Source organism: Hymenobacter amundsenii, from assembly GCF_002204745.1.
Lineage (GTDB): Bacteria > Bacteroidota > Bacteroidia > Cytophagales > Hymenobacteraceae > Hymenobacter > Hymenobacter amundsenii.
Window position 1 is genome coordinate 98,308 of sequence record NZ_NIRR01000007.1, and the last position, 14,917, is coordinate 113,224.

Annotated in this window: 16 protein-coding genes; 6 read left to right on the forward strand and 10 right to left on the reverse strand. The window is 60.5% G+C overall.

The genetic code is table 11. From position 1 onward, the window contains the following. Window positions 1-63: 63 nt before the first annotated feature. The 8 genes from CDA63_RS06755 to CDA63_RS06790 form a co-directional block, all read right to left on the reverse strand. The gene (locus CDA63_RS06755) at window positions 64-456 is read right to left on the reverse strand and encodes a hypothetical protein (RefSeq protein ID WP_088463687.1); all 393 of its coding nucleotides are present in this window, start codon (window positions 454-456) and stop codon (window positions 64-66) included. 72 nt (window positions 457-528) lie between these two features. Beyond that, complete coding sequence (locus CDA63_RS06760; protein ID WP_088463688.1) at window positions 529-894, reverse strand: hypothetical protein; 366 nt, start codon at window positions 892-894, stop codon at window positions 529-531. Next, window positions 891-1,277, reverse strand: coding sequence for a hypothetical protein (locus CDA63_RS06765; RefSeq protein ID WP_126546760.1), 387 nt, complete (start codon window positions 1,275-1,277; stop codon window positions 891-893). The genes CDA63_RS06760 and CDA63_RS06765 overlap by 4 nt, the downstream gene beginning before the upstream one ends. A 20-nt stretch (window positions 1,278-1,297) precedes the next feature. Then, window positions 1,298-1,606, reverse strand: a complete 309-nt coding sequence (locus CDA63_RS06770) for a hypothetical protein (protein ID WP_126546761.1) — start codon at window positions 1,604-1,606, stop codon at window positions 1,298-1,300. 76 nt (window positions 1,607-1,682) lie between these two features. Next, the gene (locus tag CDA63_RS06775) at window positions 1,683-1,913 is read right to left on the reverse strand and encodes a hypothetical protein (protein ID WP_088463691.1); all 231 of its coding nucleotides are present in this window, start codon (window positions 1,911-1,913) and stop codon (window positions 1,683-1,685) included. A gap of 98 nt (window positions 1,914-2,011) precedes the next feature. Continuing rightward, the gene (locus CDA63_RS06780) at window positions 2,012-3,640 is read right to left on the reverse strand and encodes a DUF4153 domain-containing protein (protein ID WP_088463692.1); all 1,629 of its coding nucleotides are present in this window, start codon (window positions 3,638-3,640) and stop codon (window positions 2,012-2,014) included. Window positions 3,641-3,696: 56 nt separating this feature from the next. Further along, window positions 3,697-3,990, reverse strand: a complete 294-nt coding sequence (locus CDA63_RS06785; RefSeq protein ID WP_088463693.1) for a winged helix-turn-helix domain-containing protein — start codon at window positions 3,988-3,990, stop codon at window positions 3,697-3,699. A 187-nt stretch (window positions 3,991-4,177) separates the two neighbouring features. Then, on the reverse strand, window positions 4,178-4,816 hold the full coding sequence (locus tag CDA63_RS06790) for a hypothetical protein (RefSeq protein WP_088463694.1): 639 nt from the start codon (window positions 4,814-4,816) through the stop codon (window positions 4,178-4,180). A gap of 371 nt (window positions 4,817-5,187) precedes the next feature. On the opposite strand from CDA63_RS06790, the gene CDA63_RS06795 reads away from it, so the two are divergent. The 4 genes from CDA63_RS06795 to CDA63_RS06810 all read left to right on the forward strand — a co-directional run bounded on the left by CDA63_RS06795 (window position 5,188) and on the right by CDA63_RS06810 (window position 8,199). Continuing rightward, window positions 5,188-5,610, forward strand: coding sequence for a hypothetical protein (locus CDA63_RS06795; protein WP_088463695.1), 423 nt, complete (start codon window positions 5,188-5,190; stop codon window positions 5,608-5,610). Window positions 5,611-5,691: 81 nt separating this feature from the next. After that, window positions 5,692-6,480: a hypothetical protein gene (locus tag CDA63_RS06800; RefSeq protein ID WP_088463696.1), complete on the forward strand. Its 789-nt coding sequence runs from the start codon at window positions 5,692-5,694 to the stop codon at window positions 6,478-6,480. A gap of 95 nt (window positions 6,481-6,575) precedes the next feature. Further along, on the forward strand, window positions 6,576-7,448 hold the full coding sequence (locus tag CDA63_RS06805; protein ID WP_088463697.1) for a UbiA family prenyltransferase: 873 nt from the start codon (window positions 6,576-6,578) through the stop codon (window positions 7,446-7,448). A gap of 115 nt (window positions 7,449-7,563) precedes the next feature. Then, window positions 7,564-8,199, forward strand: a complete 636-nt coding sequence (locus CDA63_RS06810; RefSeq protein ID WP_088463698.1) for a hypothetical protein — start codon at window positions 7,564-7,566, stop codon at window positions 8,197-8,199. A 97-nt stretch (window positions 8,200-8,296) separates the two neighbouring features. Here CDA63_RS06810 and CDA63_RS06815 read toward each other — a convergent pair whose 3' ends face one another. After that, the gene (locus CDA63_RS06815; protein ID WP_088463699.1) at window positions 8,297-8,968 is read right to left on the reverse strand and encodes a DsbA family protein; all 672 of its coding nucleotides are present in this window, start codon (window positions 8,966-8,968) and stop codon (window positions 8,297-8,299) included. Window positions 8,969-9,362: 394 nt separating this feature from the next. Here CDA63_RS06815 and CDA63_RS06820 point away from each other — a divergent pair, with 394 nt between their 5' ends. Beyond that, window positions 9,363-10,493 (forward strand): T9SS type A sorting domain-containing protein, encoded by a 1,131-nt coding sequence (locus CDA63_RS06820; RefSeq protein WP_165768220.1) that lies wholly within the window; start codon window positions 9,363-9,365, stop codon window positions 10,491-10,493. A gap of 1,090 nt (window positions 10,494-11,583) precedes the next feature. Next, window positions 11,584-12,030, forward strand: coding sequence for a T9SS type A sorting domain-containing protein (locus CDA63_RS20785; protein ID WP_165768221.1), 447 nt, complete (start codon window positions 11,584-11,586; stop codon window positions 12,028-12,030). Between the two features lie 336 nt (window positions 12,031-12,366). Here CDA63_RS20785 and rho read toward each other — a convergent pair whose 3' ends face one another. Beyond that, window positions 12,367-14,607 carry a transcription termination factor Rho gene (rho, locus tag CDA63_RS06830; RefSeq protein ID WP_088463702.1) on the reverse strand — a complete coding sequence of 747 codons (2,241 nt, stop codon included), beginning with the start codon at window positions 14,605-14,607 and terminating at the stop codon, window positions 12,367-12,369. Between the last annotated feature and the right edge of the window lie 310 nt (window positions 14,608-14,917).

Consider the following 14,917-nt stretch of genomic DNA (forward strand, 5'->3'; position numbering starts at 1 on the left):
GGGCAACCCGGCAACGGAGCCGCAAATATACCAGTTGCGCGCGGGCCGCCGGTAACGGCCCGGCTACCGGGCCGCCAGGGCGGCATCCCCTCGGCGGGTGGCCCAGGTGGCCAGCACCAGCAGCAGGCCCTTCAGCCCGTCGAGCAGCAGGTTGTCGAAGCGCCCGTATACTAGATACAGGCCCAGCCCAATGCCCATCCACCAGAAGCCCAGCAGGTAGCACAGGGCCACGTAGCCGGGGTTGCGCTGCCACACCCAAACCAGGGCCAGCACAATGACCAAGCTCACGAACAGCAGCAGCCAAGCCACCACGAAAGCCAGAAACCGGGTATCGGGCGTCACGCCGGCCCCGAACTGGGTCAGGAGACTGGCGGGGGCAATAAAGCCGCCTATGGTCAGCAGTAACTCGAATAGCAGGGCCACAACAAGCAGAATCAGGAGAAGCGTACGGGCCATGCGGGGGCGGTAACGGGCCGGCGGAGTTACCGAGCGCGGGGCCGGTAAGCTAGCGAATTCGCACGGGCCAGACTACATCAAGCCGACCAGCAAGCCAAAGATCAGCAGCAGTATCGAGAGAGCAGTCGCTCCCAAATAAGCTACGAAAGCAACCATTTGCCAGAATCCCTGCCACCACCACCCTTGCACACGTTGGCGCACAAGCTGGGCCGTGCGGGCTCCCAGCCACGGTAGCAAGCCCAGATTGACAACCAGCACCACAACAAACCAGCGTTCCGCCTGCGGGAAGTGCGGCCACAACTCCTCCAGACCAAGTAAATTCAGCCAGCAGAACACCGCCAACCCCAATACCAGCCACGCCACGCGCGGCACGTTCGGCACTACTACGGCCCAGAAAAACCGCCAGACCTGACTGCTGTACGATTCGGCCGCGCTCATAGCCCCAACGGATTCAGGGGCAGCCACCCGGCCCCGATGAGCAACAACAGCAGCAGGCTACTGAGGTGAAACACCACGCAGAGCCAGAACACGAAATCGGCCAAGTGACGCGGACGGTCGAGCAGCGAGGCCGGGTCGGCGGGCAACGCCAGTGGCAGCGTAGCCTGGTAGAGCACCACGGCGTTGGCGGTGGCCAGCAACAGCGCCACCAGTACCGGCTGTTGCCACAGATGAACCAGCCCCCCGAGAACAGCCGCGTCATCGGAACCCAAGCGGTACCAGGCAGGGAGCTGCCAGCCCGTCCAGAGCACGGCCCCGGTTGCCAGTAGCACGGCCAGGCAGCGGCCGGGGGAAGGAGAGTAAGAAGCAGTTGAGTTTGTCATCGTGGTTTGAGGAAGCACGTTTAATCCAGCCCCTGGGCTACCAGCCAGAGCAGCCCGAACGGGGGCGTGAGCAAGTGAAATAACAAGCACGGCACCAGTACCACGCCCCTTGCCATATCCTGGCGGGCCGTTGGACGGATACCGCGCCACAACGGGCGGGTAGCCCCCAGAAACACCAGTACATTCAGTCCGCCGACCAGCAGCACCAGGACCGTTCCGTAAGTGGATTCGGTGAGCAGCTCCCGGGGCAGCAGCAGGTATAAGCTCAGCAGCAGAATAGCGCCCGCTACTGTCAGCAAACAGTGGATAGTTGGTCGATAATCAGGCATCAGCGGGAGTAAAACGGATTATTATCACCCGAAAACATCGAGCATAAGGCCGAAAACCGGCCTTGTCAGGAGGGCATCACCGTACCGCCACCGCCGCCGCCGCCGGGCCCCAGAGTAGCATCACGTGCAACAGCGTCCAGAGCACGGAGCCCAACAGCAGGGCCGCCGCGGGTAGCACCACGGCCAGAAGTCGGCGGGTACGCTCGGGCGGGGTGGCGGCCAGTTCGCGCCAGGTGAGTAGCGCGGCCAGCGCGGCAACGCTGCCGCCGCACCAAAGCAGGCCGAGGAAAGTGAGGAAGAGATTCATGGTTTTGAGCTGATAGCTATTAGCTGTTGGCTGATAGCTCTTTTTGAGGATGAAGAAGCACTAGTGGGGCCGCCCGAATGGGTGCTAACAGCTGTCAGCTAACGGCTAACAGCTTCAAAAAAAGCTGCCGACTCAGCCCGGGTCCAGCTTTGCCAGGTGCGGTGGCGCGGATAGGTGTGCCGCCAGTTGATGAGCCGTCGCTGGATGGCGGCGCGGGCTTCGGCGGGGGTGGCCGTTTCCTCGTTATAGCTGCCGGGCGGGCTGATGATGATGCGGCTCATGCCGTCGAGCACCGGCTGGCGGGCGGCCAACTCGGGCAGTACGCGGGCGGGCATTTCGAGCAGAAAGCCCAGATCGAGGGTTTGGAAGCGGGCGTTGAGGTTGTAGCGGGCAATCCAGATTTCCCAGTTGCCGAGCGCCAGCAGCAGCAGCAACCCGTAGGCGGCCAGCCCGTTGAGGCGCACCAGGGCGAAAGCCGAGCGGCGCTGCCAGATCTTGAGCAGCACGGTAATCAGCCCGAAAAAGGTCAGCAGCAAGAAACCGTACACCCCGATGCGCTTGTAGGCCAGGCCCGTGTACTGGATGTAGTAGTAATTGCGCAAGCCCACCGACACGGCCAGCACCGCGTTCTGCACCACCCATACCGTGGCGCCCCAGCGCAAAGCCGCCAACCCGGGGGCGTAGAAATTCAGGTTGCGCCGGAAAAACCACAGCACGATGCCCATGGCCAGCAGAATGCTGAAAATGAGCACGTAGGTGCCCTCGTGCACGAATTGCGTGAGGTCGAAGCCCGGCGTGGGCACGAAACCGAACCAGATCCAGCGCACGTCAATAACATTAACGACCAGCAGCAGCAGGTTCACGAGGCCGAACACGGCCAGGGCCGCCAGGTACTCCTTGCGCAGGTCGAGCGTGCCACGGTCGCGGGCCCGGAAATCGGGTTGGCGCACGCCCAGCGAGGCCACCCGGTCGCGCTGCCGGCGCACAAACTCCCCGAAGCGCGACTCCTGATCCTGGAAAAAGTGGAACGGCACGACTACCAGCGCCCCGGCCGTGAGCATGAACCCGATCAGAAAGAACAGCAAGTGCGCCAGCGAGAAACTCGGCCACAGCGCCGCCAGCCACTCGCCCAACTGGCTGAACACGGCCCCGACCAGCGCCGCGTACCGGGGGTTGGCCAGCACGAACAGCCCATGAAATCCCACCAGCACCAGCAGCGGCAGTACCAGTAGGCGGCTATAGAAGCGGGTACGGCTCCGGTGGGCACCTCCGTTTTGGGGCAGGCGCAGGTAGGGCAGCAACCCCGGCACCGCCCGCGCCGCGCCGCCCAGGGCCGTAAGCAACGCGTAGGCCACCAGCTTTAGGTGGGGCTGATTGACGAAGCCCAGTAACATCAGCAGCGACGCCACGCTGGCCAGCGCCCCCGCTCCCGAGCCGTACCAGGCCACGGCACCCGCGCTCAGTATCGTGCCGGCCAGCAGCAGCCGGAAATAGCCCGAGCGCCAGGCAGCAGCGTGCCGGGGCAGCCCGACTACCGTAGCGGCCACCACAAACAACGTGTATAGAGCTAGGTTCAGGCCCACGCCCTGCCGGTAAAACAGCACATCGAACAGCACCGCGCCTGCCGGAATCAGCAGTTTCTGGAGGGCTGTGAGCGGCAACGGGAGGCGGCGCGCCGAACCCGTGGTGACAGGCAGCGCGGCGGAGGAAGCAGTAATTGTCGTCATGATAATTATTTTAAAAGAACTTTGTATTTCAAAGTTTAGGGGCAAAAAAAGAGCGTTTATCCCCGCAGTAGCTTTTCCAACGTGGCCAGATGCTCCTGGAAAGCAGCTTTGCCTGCCTTGGAGGCCGAGTAAGTGGTGTTGGGCTTCTTGCCTACAAATTGCTTGCTTACGCTCACGTAGCCCGCTTTTTCGAGGGCCGCCACGTGGCTGGCCAGGTTACCATCGGTCAGGTCGAGGGCTTCCTTGAGTTCAGTGAAGCTAACCACCTCATTCGCCATCAGCACGGCCATTACGCCCAACCGTACCCGGTTGTCGAAAGCCTTATTGAGCGTGTGAATGAGGTGCTTCAAGAGAGTGAATGAGTGAGTCGGTGAATGAGTGAGTGCTAAAGAACGGGGTCATGCTGAGCGAAGCTGGAGCCGAAGTCGAAGCATCTCTACTGCTTCGTTGTCATGGCAATCAACCCATAAAATTAGCATTGCGGTAGAGATGCTTGACTTCGGCTCCGCCTTCGCTTAGCATGACACGCTTACCCACTCACCGCTCGTAACGATTATACATGAGCAAGCCGTAACCAATGTGGCCCAGGCCAAAACCAAGTGCAAAGAACACCAGTCCGAGACCGGGAAGCAACATGGCCACTAAGCCAAGGCCGATTTGGGTGAGGCCCAGCCAACGGATTTCGTCGAGCGTGTACTTGCTGGCGTTGAGCAGCGCCAGCCCATAGAACAGCAGCATGCCGGGCACGACCAGACTCACGGCGCCTTGCAGAAACAGGGCCAGGCAAAACAAGCCGCCCGCTACCAACGGAATAGCCAGGCTCAGGGCCAGCCGTCGGCCCAGCGCACTCCAGAGCGGCTGCCCGTCGCGGCGGGCCCGGCGGACGGTGAAGAACATGGCCACCAATAGCGCCAAGGCGATGATGCCGGCCGCCAGCCCAACCAGAAACGGCAGCACCTGTTGCCGCTCGGCGGCCGTGCTTTGCAGCAGGCGCATATAGCCAGCGTACGGGTACTGCCGGCTCAAGTACCAATGCCCGACGCCAGCTCCGGCCAGCGCCACCACACCCGCCCCTACCCCGGCCAAACCGCTGAGTGAAATAAAGCGCGATGACCGCTCCATGATGGCGCGAATCTCGGCGAGTTGGGCAAGGGGGTCGGTGGGGGACTTAGCCATACAGATAAAGAACTTTGTGTTACAAAGCACGCTATATTCTCTCAGTTTCCCAAAAACCAGGTCTTCTTTTTTTTGGCTTCGCTGATAGGAACACTGTTTTTTCGGGCAACAAGCATCACCAATCAGTCGATGCCCGGCCGAACTGTCCCAATATGGGGTATCGATGCCAACAAATAGCCAGTAGCCGGCCCGTAAAAGGGCCCTTTACCCCTTTGCAGACCTTTCGCAGTCAACTCATTTTGAAACAGCACTTTCCCAACAAAAACCTGACTTAAATCAAACCGACAGGAACTTTCAAGGCGTAAGTTCTTCACCGACTGCTTCCGCATCGAAGCTCCATCTACCTATCATTTCCCTAATCGTTTACTCCTATGACGCTTCCTTACACTACCGCCAATTACTCCACTATTACCCGTACGTTTGTCCTCTGGCTGCTGAGCAACGTTGGTGGCACGCTCTGGCTGTTGCTGGATTTTGCGTACGAGCGCCTCAACGATTACCCGATTGCCCTGATGGTGGGCCTGACGGCGGCGCTTATCTCGTTGGCCATTGTGCCGTTGGTAGTGCCCTTCTTCGCCCTCATGAGCCGCCTGCAAACCGACTGGTCGCGCCGCACGGTAGCCCTGACGGGTATTGTACTGTTTTTCCTGCTAGCCAACCACCTGTTGCTGGGCCTGATTCCGCTGGAATCGGTGACCGATTTGCTGCCGTTTTCCTTGCCCTACGGTATTGCCGCGGTGCTGGGGGTGCTCTGGCTTTATGGCCCGGCCCGGCACGTGGCCACTCCCCGGTAGGCCGCCCGCTAACACCGCGCGCTAGCAATGCCGGCCCCAGACCGCCCAACGCTACGCCTGCCTACCGCGTAAAGCCGGCACATGAAACTTCGCCTGCAGCTGTTTGAGTTCGAGGATTTGCCTTGGTTTCCGAAGGTAATTAGGGCCGGAATGATGGACTACCTTCGGTTCATGATTTCGGCCCTGGGCACCTACCGGCCCATTGTGCCGCTGCTGCTGGCCGCCCTACGCCACACCGGCAGCGCGCGCGTGCTGGAGCTCGGGGCCGGGGCCGGGGGTGGCACGGCCGGCGTGTTGCGCGAGTTGCGCGCCACCGGCCTGCCCGACGCCCGCGTCTGCCTTACCGACCTGTACCCCCAGCCCGCCGCCTGGCAGGCCCTGCAAGCCGCCAACCCGGGCCTCGATTTCGAACCCACGACCGTAAACGCGCTAGCAGTGCCTGCCGCGCTGCCTGGTTTCCGCACCATTTTTTCGGCGTTCCACCACTTCCCGCCCACCGCAGCCGAGGCCCTGCTGGCCGATGCCGTGCGGCGACGCTCCGGTATTGGGGTGTTTGAGGGCGCGGGCAAGCACTGGGCCGAGCTGCTGCTGGCCGTTACGGTGCTGCCGGTGGCCCAGCTGCTCATCACCCCGCTCATCCGGCCCTTCCGGTTCAGCCGGCTGTTTTTCACCTACGCCGTGCCCCTCATCCCGCTTTTCACCATCTGGGACGGCTGCGTGAGTATCCTGCGCATGTACCCGCCCGCACAACTGCTGGCCCTGGCCCACCGCGCCGACCCGGCCGGCACCTTCACCTGGCAGGCCGGTACCGTCCGCCACTGGTGGGGCCCGCGGGTTACGTATTTAATTGGGGTACCGAGAGGGAGTTGAGAAAGAACGTCATGCAGAGCAGAGCGAAGAATGACGTTCTTTCCCAACTCCCGTAACTTTAGCATTTCCCCCTCCCCTCACGCACCCCACCTCCCTTGCCCCTCGCTCCTTATAGGAAAGTATTGCCACTGCTGCGGATTCCGTTTTCGGTGTACCTGATGCCGGTTTTCTGGTTTGGCCTGAGCGCTTTGCGGGAGCCATTCAGTCCCTGGCGGGCCGTGTGCGTATTCGTGGTGCTGCACCTGCTGGCCTACCCCGCCTCCAACGGCTACAACAGCTACTACGACCGCGACGAGGGCAGTATCGGGGGTCTGCGCACGCCTCCTAAAGTGTCGCCCGAGCTGCTGCACCTGGTATGGGTTTTCGATGCGCTGGCGGTGGTAGGCGGCTGGCTGTTGAGCCCGGTTTTTGCGGGGCTGGTGGCCGTGTACCTGCTCGTATCGAAGGCGTATAGCTACGAGGGCATCCGCCTCAAAAAGTACCCGCTCCTGAGCACGGCCGTGGTCATTGTTTTCCAGGGAGCCTACACTTTCCTGATGACCCAAATAGGGGTAGGGGCCTCCAGCAGCCAGCTCTTGGCCTCCGACAACTTATTGCTAGCCCTCGTGAGCAGCCTGTTTTTGTGCGGCTCCTACCCGCTTACCCAAGTGTACCAGCACGCCGAAGATGCCCGCCGGGGCGACCGGACACTGAGCTTGCGCCTGGGCATTCGGGGTACGTTCGTGTTTGCCGGACTGGCCCTGGCCGCCGGGGCTGGCTTGCTGGCCTTCACCTACCTGCGCCGCCACGAACTCCTGCACTTGTTGCTGTTTCTGGTAGCCACCGGGCCGGTAGTCTGGCTGTTTGGGCGCTGGGCCTGGGCCGTGTGGCAGAACGAAGCCGCTGCCGATTTCGACCACACGATGCGGATGAATCAGGTGTCGTCGATGTGCCTGAGCCTGGCTTTTGGGCTGATGCTGCTTTTTTAAGCAGGGAGGAAGTGGTGGTAGGGCATCAGCAGGGCTTGTTGCCGGTTGCAATAGTGACTTGCTAACACTTCTATTTGCTTTACGTTAACCTGGTTCCCATCCTATTCCACCCACGATGCGCCCGTTGCTCCTGCTCCTGCTGTCTCCACTTGCCATGGCCTGCTCCGGGCCAGCCAGCCAGTCTGCCGAATCGGTGACGGCGGCCCCGGAAGTAGCCGCCGACTCGGCCGCTACCGCCCCGCTAGAGCCGCTCGATACGGCTCGGGCTGCCACCATCGATGCCCAGGCCGACACCCTGCTTACGGCCCGCACCCGCCACGTATTCTCAGCCCCCGGCTCGCCCGACGTATTTTCGCTGGTGTTACGCGGCCCGATGGTGCTCAGCGCCGAGGCAACCTTCACCATTACCACGGCCGATGGGCAGGTGATTTTCCGGGAAGTCCTGACTGCTCCCGACCTGGAAGCGGCGCTGGTCTACGAAATGAAGAACAGCACGGCCACCCAGGCCGAGCGCGAAGCCTACGTCCGCCGCCGCGTGCGTGAGTTCTTCGCCGCCCAAAACTTCCAGCGGCCCGCCCTTGCCCAAACGGCCCCCTACCCCACTCCGGCCCCCGTTAGCCCCGACCGCGCCACCTGGAACGACCTGCGCCAGCGCCCCGATGCCGTGAGCTTCCACTACCTGATCGGCAAGGAAGACCGCCGCCGCCTTGCCTGGTCGCCGCTGAGCAAGCAGGTAGTACGCTTACCCTAGCCTCACCCCACCCAATCTTTGAGTTCCCACCAGCAGCGATGAAAGCCACTACAGCTTTCGATCCGGCCTTGCTGGTAGTCAAACCGTTCTGGTAGGACTAGTCGCCCTGCTCCTCGGCCACCTGCGCCAGGGCCTGCTCCAGGTTGCGTGCGAAAACGTCGTAAGGCTGAAAACCTCGGCTGAGGACGTAGCCCTGGGAGCCGGCCCGCAGAATGATGGTGGGAAAACCCTGTACTCCGATGCGGCCCACGGCCTCAAACTCGCGGCGCACGGCGGCCCCGGTTTCGGGCAACTCAAATTGGCGGCTGAATTCCGGCACATCGAGTCCCAGCGCCTGCACCAACGGCCCATAAGTCCGCGCGTCGTTCAAATCCTCGCCCCGCTCAAACAGCGCCAGCTGGACTTCATGGGCGAAATCCAGCACCCGGCCCTGGGCATCGAGTTGGCGCACCACGTACAGGGCCCGGCCCGGGGCTTCGGAATCCTGGAAGTAGCTGCCGGCTTCGCCCAATTGTTTGTAGGCTTCGCCGAACCGCACGCCGGTAGCCTGCTCGACCTGGGGCATGGCGCCTACGATGTAGCCCCAGCCGGCCCCAATGGACTCGGCCCGCTCGCCAGCCAGCATGCCGCCGCTGAGCACGGCTACGGTGAGGCTGCCGGCAAAATTGGCCTGTACGCGTTGCATCACCGGGCTCATGCCATAGCACCAGCCGCAGTAGGCGTCATAGATATAGAGCAGCTCGGGTAAATCGTTGGGGGTGGGTTGCATAGGTGGCAAAGTACCGGCCCGAAAATGATTTGGCCAAATCGGGCTGAGTTGGTAGCAGCAACCCGGACATGTCAAAACCTGTTATATATCATTTTTATTTAACTTTTTCAATATTATTTTATATTTATAATAAATATAAGCTATAATTTTCTTATATTAGGTATACGATGAACCCCTTTATCAAGAATTTCTCTCCCTCTCCTTCAATTCGCCAACTGAATGATTCGTCATGAAAACCTTCCTCTCCCCCCTGTTTATAGCCTTGGTGCTGCTGCTGGCAGGCACCCAAACCGCGCTGGGCCAATGCCGTTACACCACCAATACAGAGGTCCCTCCTGGTGGCAATTTTTCTGAGGCTTCTACCTGGACCAGGACTGATGAGACTTGCCCGCCTGTGCCGACCTCTTTCAGTATCATCACCATCGATCGGCCGGTTACATTCAACCAGGACTTCACTGTATCGGGATCTACTAACGGCAAAACAGCGGGCAGCATGACCATTACCTCGGCCGGGTCGCTTACTGAGAATCCTTTGACGCCCACGCAGCACTTTACCCTCACCATCGACCACGGCATTCTGACCATAGACGCAGTTGCTAACCGGAGTGTGCCGCGGCTGAACGTGTCGGTTCTCGGCGTAAATTATACCCAACGGGGTATTTTTGTGGCCAAGGCAAATATTGGTGCCAATTCGACTGTAAATGTTAACTGCCTGATGTTAGGCAACCAGGGCGGAATTGAACTAGGCAGCAATGCTATGCTCAATATAGCAGCCAACATTGATGTGGCGACCGGCAATGGCTCTATTGTAGGCACCAGTTCGAGTTCGCAGCCAGCAGAGGCACGTATTGCCGGGGTTTTCACGGGAATCAACGGAGGCACCCGCAACGTGTTTAGTGGCAACCTAAAATGGTGCATGGTTGGTGGGGAGTTCAGCAGCTGCATACCTACCGGACCAGTGCAAACACCCCCGGCAGGCGGCGACCCCGCCTGCAGGCCTCTGCCCGTTACGCTGGTCAGCTTCACGGCCCAGGCCCAGCCTACCAGTGTGAAGCTTAACTGGGCCACGGCCACCGAACTCAACAACGCTTACTTCGAGGTGCAGCGCAGCCCCGATGGCCAGGCCTTCGCGGCCCTCGGCCGGGTCCAGGGCGCCGGCACCACCAGCACCGGAGCCGCATACAGCTTCACCGATGCCCGCCCCCTCACTGGGGCCGCTTATTACCGCCTGCGCCAGGTCGACCATGACGGCACCGAGGCCTTTTCGGCCGTCGCGGCTGTTACCAGCAGCAGCAAGCCCGAGGCAACCTTCTTCCCCAACCCCGGTAGCACGGCCATCACGCTGCCTTCGGGCGCGGGTCAGCTAATTGAATACCGTATTTACACGACCACCGGCCGCACAATACTTACGGGCCGCGTGGCGGGCGGCACCTCTCTCGACGTGCAGCAGATTCCGGTTGGGCTCTACCTGCTTGAGCTTAGCACAGACGGCCAGCGCAACGTGCAACGCTTTGTACGGCAGTAGCCGATTTGGTTTCCCAACAAAAACGCCCGATTCGCACAGTGCGAGTCGGGCCGTTTTCGTTGGGAAAGATTGATGGTCTCTACATTACTATAAATACGAAAGTGCAATATAGAATAGACTTAATGCCAAAAATATAGCTACATTCGCCCTGCTGCCGTAATCTTACGCAGTGCTTTCTTCTCTACGAACTGTCTAATTCATTGCACCCATGAAGCAAAAAATACTGTTCTGTTTGCTCCTCATTTGCCCGTTATTGGGTCTGAGCACCATTCCGTCGTTGGCTCAGTGTTTATACAGCACTACATCAAGTGGCAACTTCAACTCCGTAATTATTGTAGGAGCCCCTACTAATGCAAACAACTGCCCTGCTTCCCCTTTTACCACTACCACTACTACCACTGGCGGCATCACTCTAAATACTTACACCATTGCAGCTAACGCAGTCCTGACTATCAATACTCAAGTTACGCTAAACGGTAACCTCTTAATACCCAATAACGCCACTCTTATTATTGGAGCAGGTGGTTCGCTCATTGAAGATGGCACTGCTCGGACTCTCACTGTTGATAAGGGAACTCTGACCGTAGCGGCCGTAAGCGACCGTTCTGTCCCTCGCTTGCGGGTATCTATCCTTTCGATAGGAGCCAATAATACTGGAAGTGCTCCACCAACTGTAACTATTGGTGACAATTCGGCTATCCAAGTTGGTTGTTTCACGCTAGAAAACCAAGGCGGAATTGTTTTAGGCAACAATGCGCTACTCAACGTTTCTCGTGACGTTACCATAACTAATGGCAACGGATTAATTCAAGGACCCACCACTGGCGCGCCTGCAGGCATACGTGTGCAAGGGAGCTTTAGAGGTGTTGGAGGAGGCACCAATAATACCTTTACAGGTCTTATAACAACATGCTATCAACGGAATCCTGCTGTAATACCCTGTAACAACGGCACGGCACAGGATTTCCCACAAGGCAGTGCTGTTAATAATGACCCGACCTGCCGCAACGTACTTCCCGTCACGCTCACCAGTTTCTCTGCCACGGCCAAACCCGTAGGCGCACTCATCAGCTGGGCGACGGCTACAGAAGTGAACAATGCCTATTTCGAGGTGCAGCGTAGCGCCGATGGGCAGTCGTTTGTGGCTATTGGCAAGGTGCAGGGTTCGGGCACGACCAGCACCGGGGCCAAATACAGCTTCTCGGATACCCGGTCGCTGACTACTATGACCTATTACCGGCTGCGGCAGGTGGATCTGGACGGTACGGAAGCCTTCTCGGCCGTCGCTACCGTTGCCGCTAGCAGCGGTAAGCCCGTAGCCACGTTCTACCCCAACCCCGGCAATACGTCCATCACGCTGCCCAACACCCCGCAAATGGTGCAGTACCGCGTGTACACCACCACCGGCCGGACGGTGCTGGCCGGCCGCGCCGCGGGTGGCACTGAACTAGATGTGCAGCGGGTACCCGCCGGGCTCTACTTCCTGGAGTTGATTACTGATGGGCACCAGAACGTACAGCGCTTCGTGCGCCAGTAGATATTCCCCGTAATAAGCCAAACGGCCCGCTTCGCACAATGCGAGCGCGTTTGCTTATTACGGGGTTTACGTTTATCGATATGTTCTCATGCACTACACCGTTCGGTTCTGGCCTCTACCGCAGTAGTTCCCACCATGCTTTCCCATTTCTTCGACGGAATGCGGATTGACTTCGTGTTGGAACAGGGCTTGATGAGCGGCAGCCTTGAGCTGCTAAAACGGCCGTAGCGCGAAGCTCCGGCTTCGCGTATCGCTGCTAACGACCGCACCGGGCGGATTCGTTCAACGATACGCGAAGCCGGAGCTTCGCGCTACGGCCGTTTTAGCGGTCGGCGCTTAGCCGTTCATAGCCAGCAGGAACTCTTCGTTGTCCTTGGTGCCTTTCATACGGTCCTTGAGGAACTCCATGGCCTCGGCGGCCGTCATGTCGGACATGAACTTGCGCAGCACCCAGATGCGGTTGAGCTCATCCTTGCTCATGAGCAGGTCTTCGCGGCGGGTACCGGAAGCGGGCACATCGATGGCGGGGAAGATGCGCTTGTTGGCCAGTTTGCGGTCCAGCTGCAGTTCCATGTTGCCGGTACCCTTGAATTCCTCGAAGATTACCTCGTCCATTTTGGATCCGGTTTCGATGAGGGCCGTGGCGATGATGGTCAGCGAGCCGCCGTCTTCCACGTTGCGGGCCGCGCCGAAGAAGCGCTTGGGCTTATGCAGGGCGTTGGCATCGACACCACCCGACAGGATTTTGCCCGAAGCCGGCTGCACCGTGTTGTAGGCGCGGGCCAAGCGGGTAATCGAGTCGAGCAGAATGACCACGTCGTGCCCGCACTCGACGAGGCGCTTGGCTTTTTCGAGGGCGATAGTGGCAATTTTCACGTGGCGGTCGGCCGTTTCGTCGAATGTCGAGCTGAGCACTTCGGCCTTCACAGTGCGGGCCATGTCGGTTACCTCTTCCGGCCGCTCATCAATGAGCAGAATCATTAGGTACACCTCCGGGTGGTTTTCCGAAATGGCGTTGGCGATTTCCTGGAGCAGGACCGTTTTACCGGTTTTGGGCTGGGCCACAATCAGGCCCCGCTGGCCCTTGCCGATGGGAGCAAACAGGTCCAGAATCCGGGTGCTGTACTGAGTTGGTTTAGTAGTGAGTTTGAGGCGCTCTTCGGCAAAAAGCGGGGTGAGGTTGGTGAACGGAATCCGGTCGCGGGCTTCTTCTACCGAGCGGCCGTTCACGCCTTCCACGCCCACGAGGGCGAAGTACTTCTCGCCTTCGCGGGGCGGGCGAATAGTGGCTTTCACCGTGTCGCCGGCCTTTAGGGCGAACTGCTTCACCTGCTGAGGAGCCACGTAAATATCGTCGGGCGAGGCCAAGTAGTTATAGAACGGGCTGCGCAGGAAGCCGTAGCCACCATCGGGCATCATTTCCAAGGTACCCGCACCGGGAATCACGAGGTCCATTTCCGGCAGCTTGTTGCCGCGTTGCTCCTGGCCCCGCTGCTCCTGACGGTCGTTACGGTCGTTGCGCTGGTCCGGGCGCCCCGACTCTGGCCGAGGGGCCTCAGCGGTGCCGCCGTTGCTCTGGCGCTCAGCCAGGCGCTGCTGGCGGGCCAGTTCGCGGGCGGCGTAACGCTCTTCGCGGCGCTGCTCCCGGGCCTCCCGGCTGTCGGAACGGCCGGCTTCGCGCTGGTTGCGGCCTTCGCGGGGCTGGTCGACGTTGCGGTCGGTTCTTTGCTGGTCGGGGCGTGGTTGGTCGCGGTTTTCACGAACGTCGCGGTCGGGGCGGTTGTCGCGGTTGTCGCGGCCGTCGCGGCCGTTCTCGGAGCGGCCTTCGCGGGGCTGGTACTCGCGGCCGTCGCGGAAGATGCGGGGCTGATCGGCGCGGCCGTTGCGGGCCGGCGCGGTAGCGTCGCCTTCGTCAGCGGGCTCAGGAGCCGATTCCAACGGAGCCACATCGGAAATGCCAGCCTCGGATACTGTTACGTCGGAGAGGGCTACGTCGGAAGCAGCAATAGGGCGGCCGGCGCGGTCGGTGCGGGCCCGGCGCTCGGGGCGCTGGTAAAGCTTCACTGGCCGATCCATTTCGGGAGCGTCCGCAGTAGTGTCAGAAGTTGACGCAGCTTCCGTTTCGGTAGAAGCCGAAGTTGAGGCAGCCGCTTCAGGAGCCTTTTCAGCGTCTGGCAGGGCCATTGCCGGAGCGGCCGGCGCAGCAGCAGCACTAACCGGAGCCGGAGCTTCGCCAACTACTGCTGGCGCTTCTTCAGCGGCCGAGGCGGCGGCAGCTTTCGTGCGGCTGGCGACTGGGCGGGCGGCCGCGGTCCGGGTGGCAGGTTTCTTGGGAGCCGCCGCTTTGGCCGCACGGGCGGCTTTAGGAGCCGGAGCCTCAGCAACGGCAGTTTCCGGGCTGGCAGGGGCGGTGGCGCGGGGAGTGGGCGGAGTGCCAGGCGCTTTGGCTTGGTGGTCCAGAATCTTGTAAATCAGGTCCTGCTTGCTTAGCTTCTTGAAGTTGCCGACCTGTATATTCTCGGCTATTTCCTTCAACTCTGACAGCAAGCGGTCCTTCAACTCGTCAATAGTGTACATAATAAGGTGGGGGGGCAAAAAAGGGATACGGGGCCGCACACACCCCGCGTAAGCGCGGGCAGGGCCATTCCGGGTACAAAAGGCTACCGCAACGCGGCACCTGATGCAGGAAAAAGCGGGAAATAAACGAGGGTGGAGCCGACTGGGGCTAGGCAGATACGGGCGGGGCGCGGTAAAAAAGAAAAGCTAACGGGCCCGCCGGCCAGGGCCGACTTGTAGTGCAATGTTAGCGCAATAAGGGGGAATTGCCAAATCGGATTTCGATTCGGCCGGTGCAGCCGCTACGCAAGCACTTGCCAGCCGCTGTTTT

Excerpts from the sequence above, each read along its gene's own strand:
- CDA63_RS06755 (WP_088463687.1), bottom strand. The coding sequence starts at position 456 with ATGGCCCGTACGCTTCTCCTGATTCTGCTTGTTGTGGCCCTGCTATTC.
- CDA63_RS06760 (WP_088463688.1), bottom strand. The coding sequence starts at position 894 with ATGAGCGCGGCCGAATCGTACAGCAGTCAGGTCTGGCGGTTTTTCTGG.
- CDA63_RS06765 (WP_126546760.1), bottom strand. The coding sequence starts at position 1,277 with ATGACAAACTCAACTGCTTCTTACTCTCCTTCCCCCGGCCGCTGCCTG.
- CDA63_RS06770 (WP_126546761.1), bottom strand. The coding sequence starts at position 1,606 with ATGCCTGATTATCGACCAACTATCCACTGTTTGCTGACAGTAGCGGGC.
- CDA63_RS06775 (WP_088463691.1), bottom strand. The coding sequence starts at position 1,913 with ATGAATCTCTTCCTCACTTTCCTCGGCCTGCTTTGGTGCGGCGGCAGC.
- CDA63_RS06780 (WP_088463692.1), bottom strand. The coding sequence starts at position 3,640 with ATGACGACAATTACTGCTTCCTCCGCCGCGCTGCCTGTCACCACGGGT.
- CDA63_RS06790 (WP_088463694.1), bottom strand. The coding sequence starts at position 4,816 with ATGGCTAAGTCCCCCACCGACCCCCTTGCCCAACTCGCCGAGATTCGC.
- CDA63_RS06795 (WP_088463695.1), top strand. The coding sequence starts at position 5,188 with ATGACGCTTCCTTACACTACCGCCAATTACTCCACTATTACCCGTACG.
- CDA63_RS06800 (WP_088463696.1), top strand. The coding sequence starts at position 5,692 with ATGAAACTTCGCCTGCAGCTGTTTGAGTTCGAGGATTTGCCTTGGTTT.
- CDA63_RS06810 (WP_088463698.1), top strand. The coding sequence starts at position 7,564 with ATGCGCCCGTTGCTCCTGCTCCTGCTGTCTCCACTTGCCATGGCCTGC.
- CDA63_RS06815 (WP_088463699.1), bottom strand. The coding sequence starts at position 8,968 with ATGCAACCCACCCCCAACGATTTACCCGAGCTGCTCTATATCTATGAC.
- rho (WP_088463702.1), bottom strand. The coding sequence starts at position 14,607 with ATGTACACTATTGACGAGTTGAAGGACCGCTTGCTGTCAGAGTTGAAG.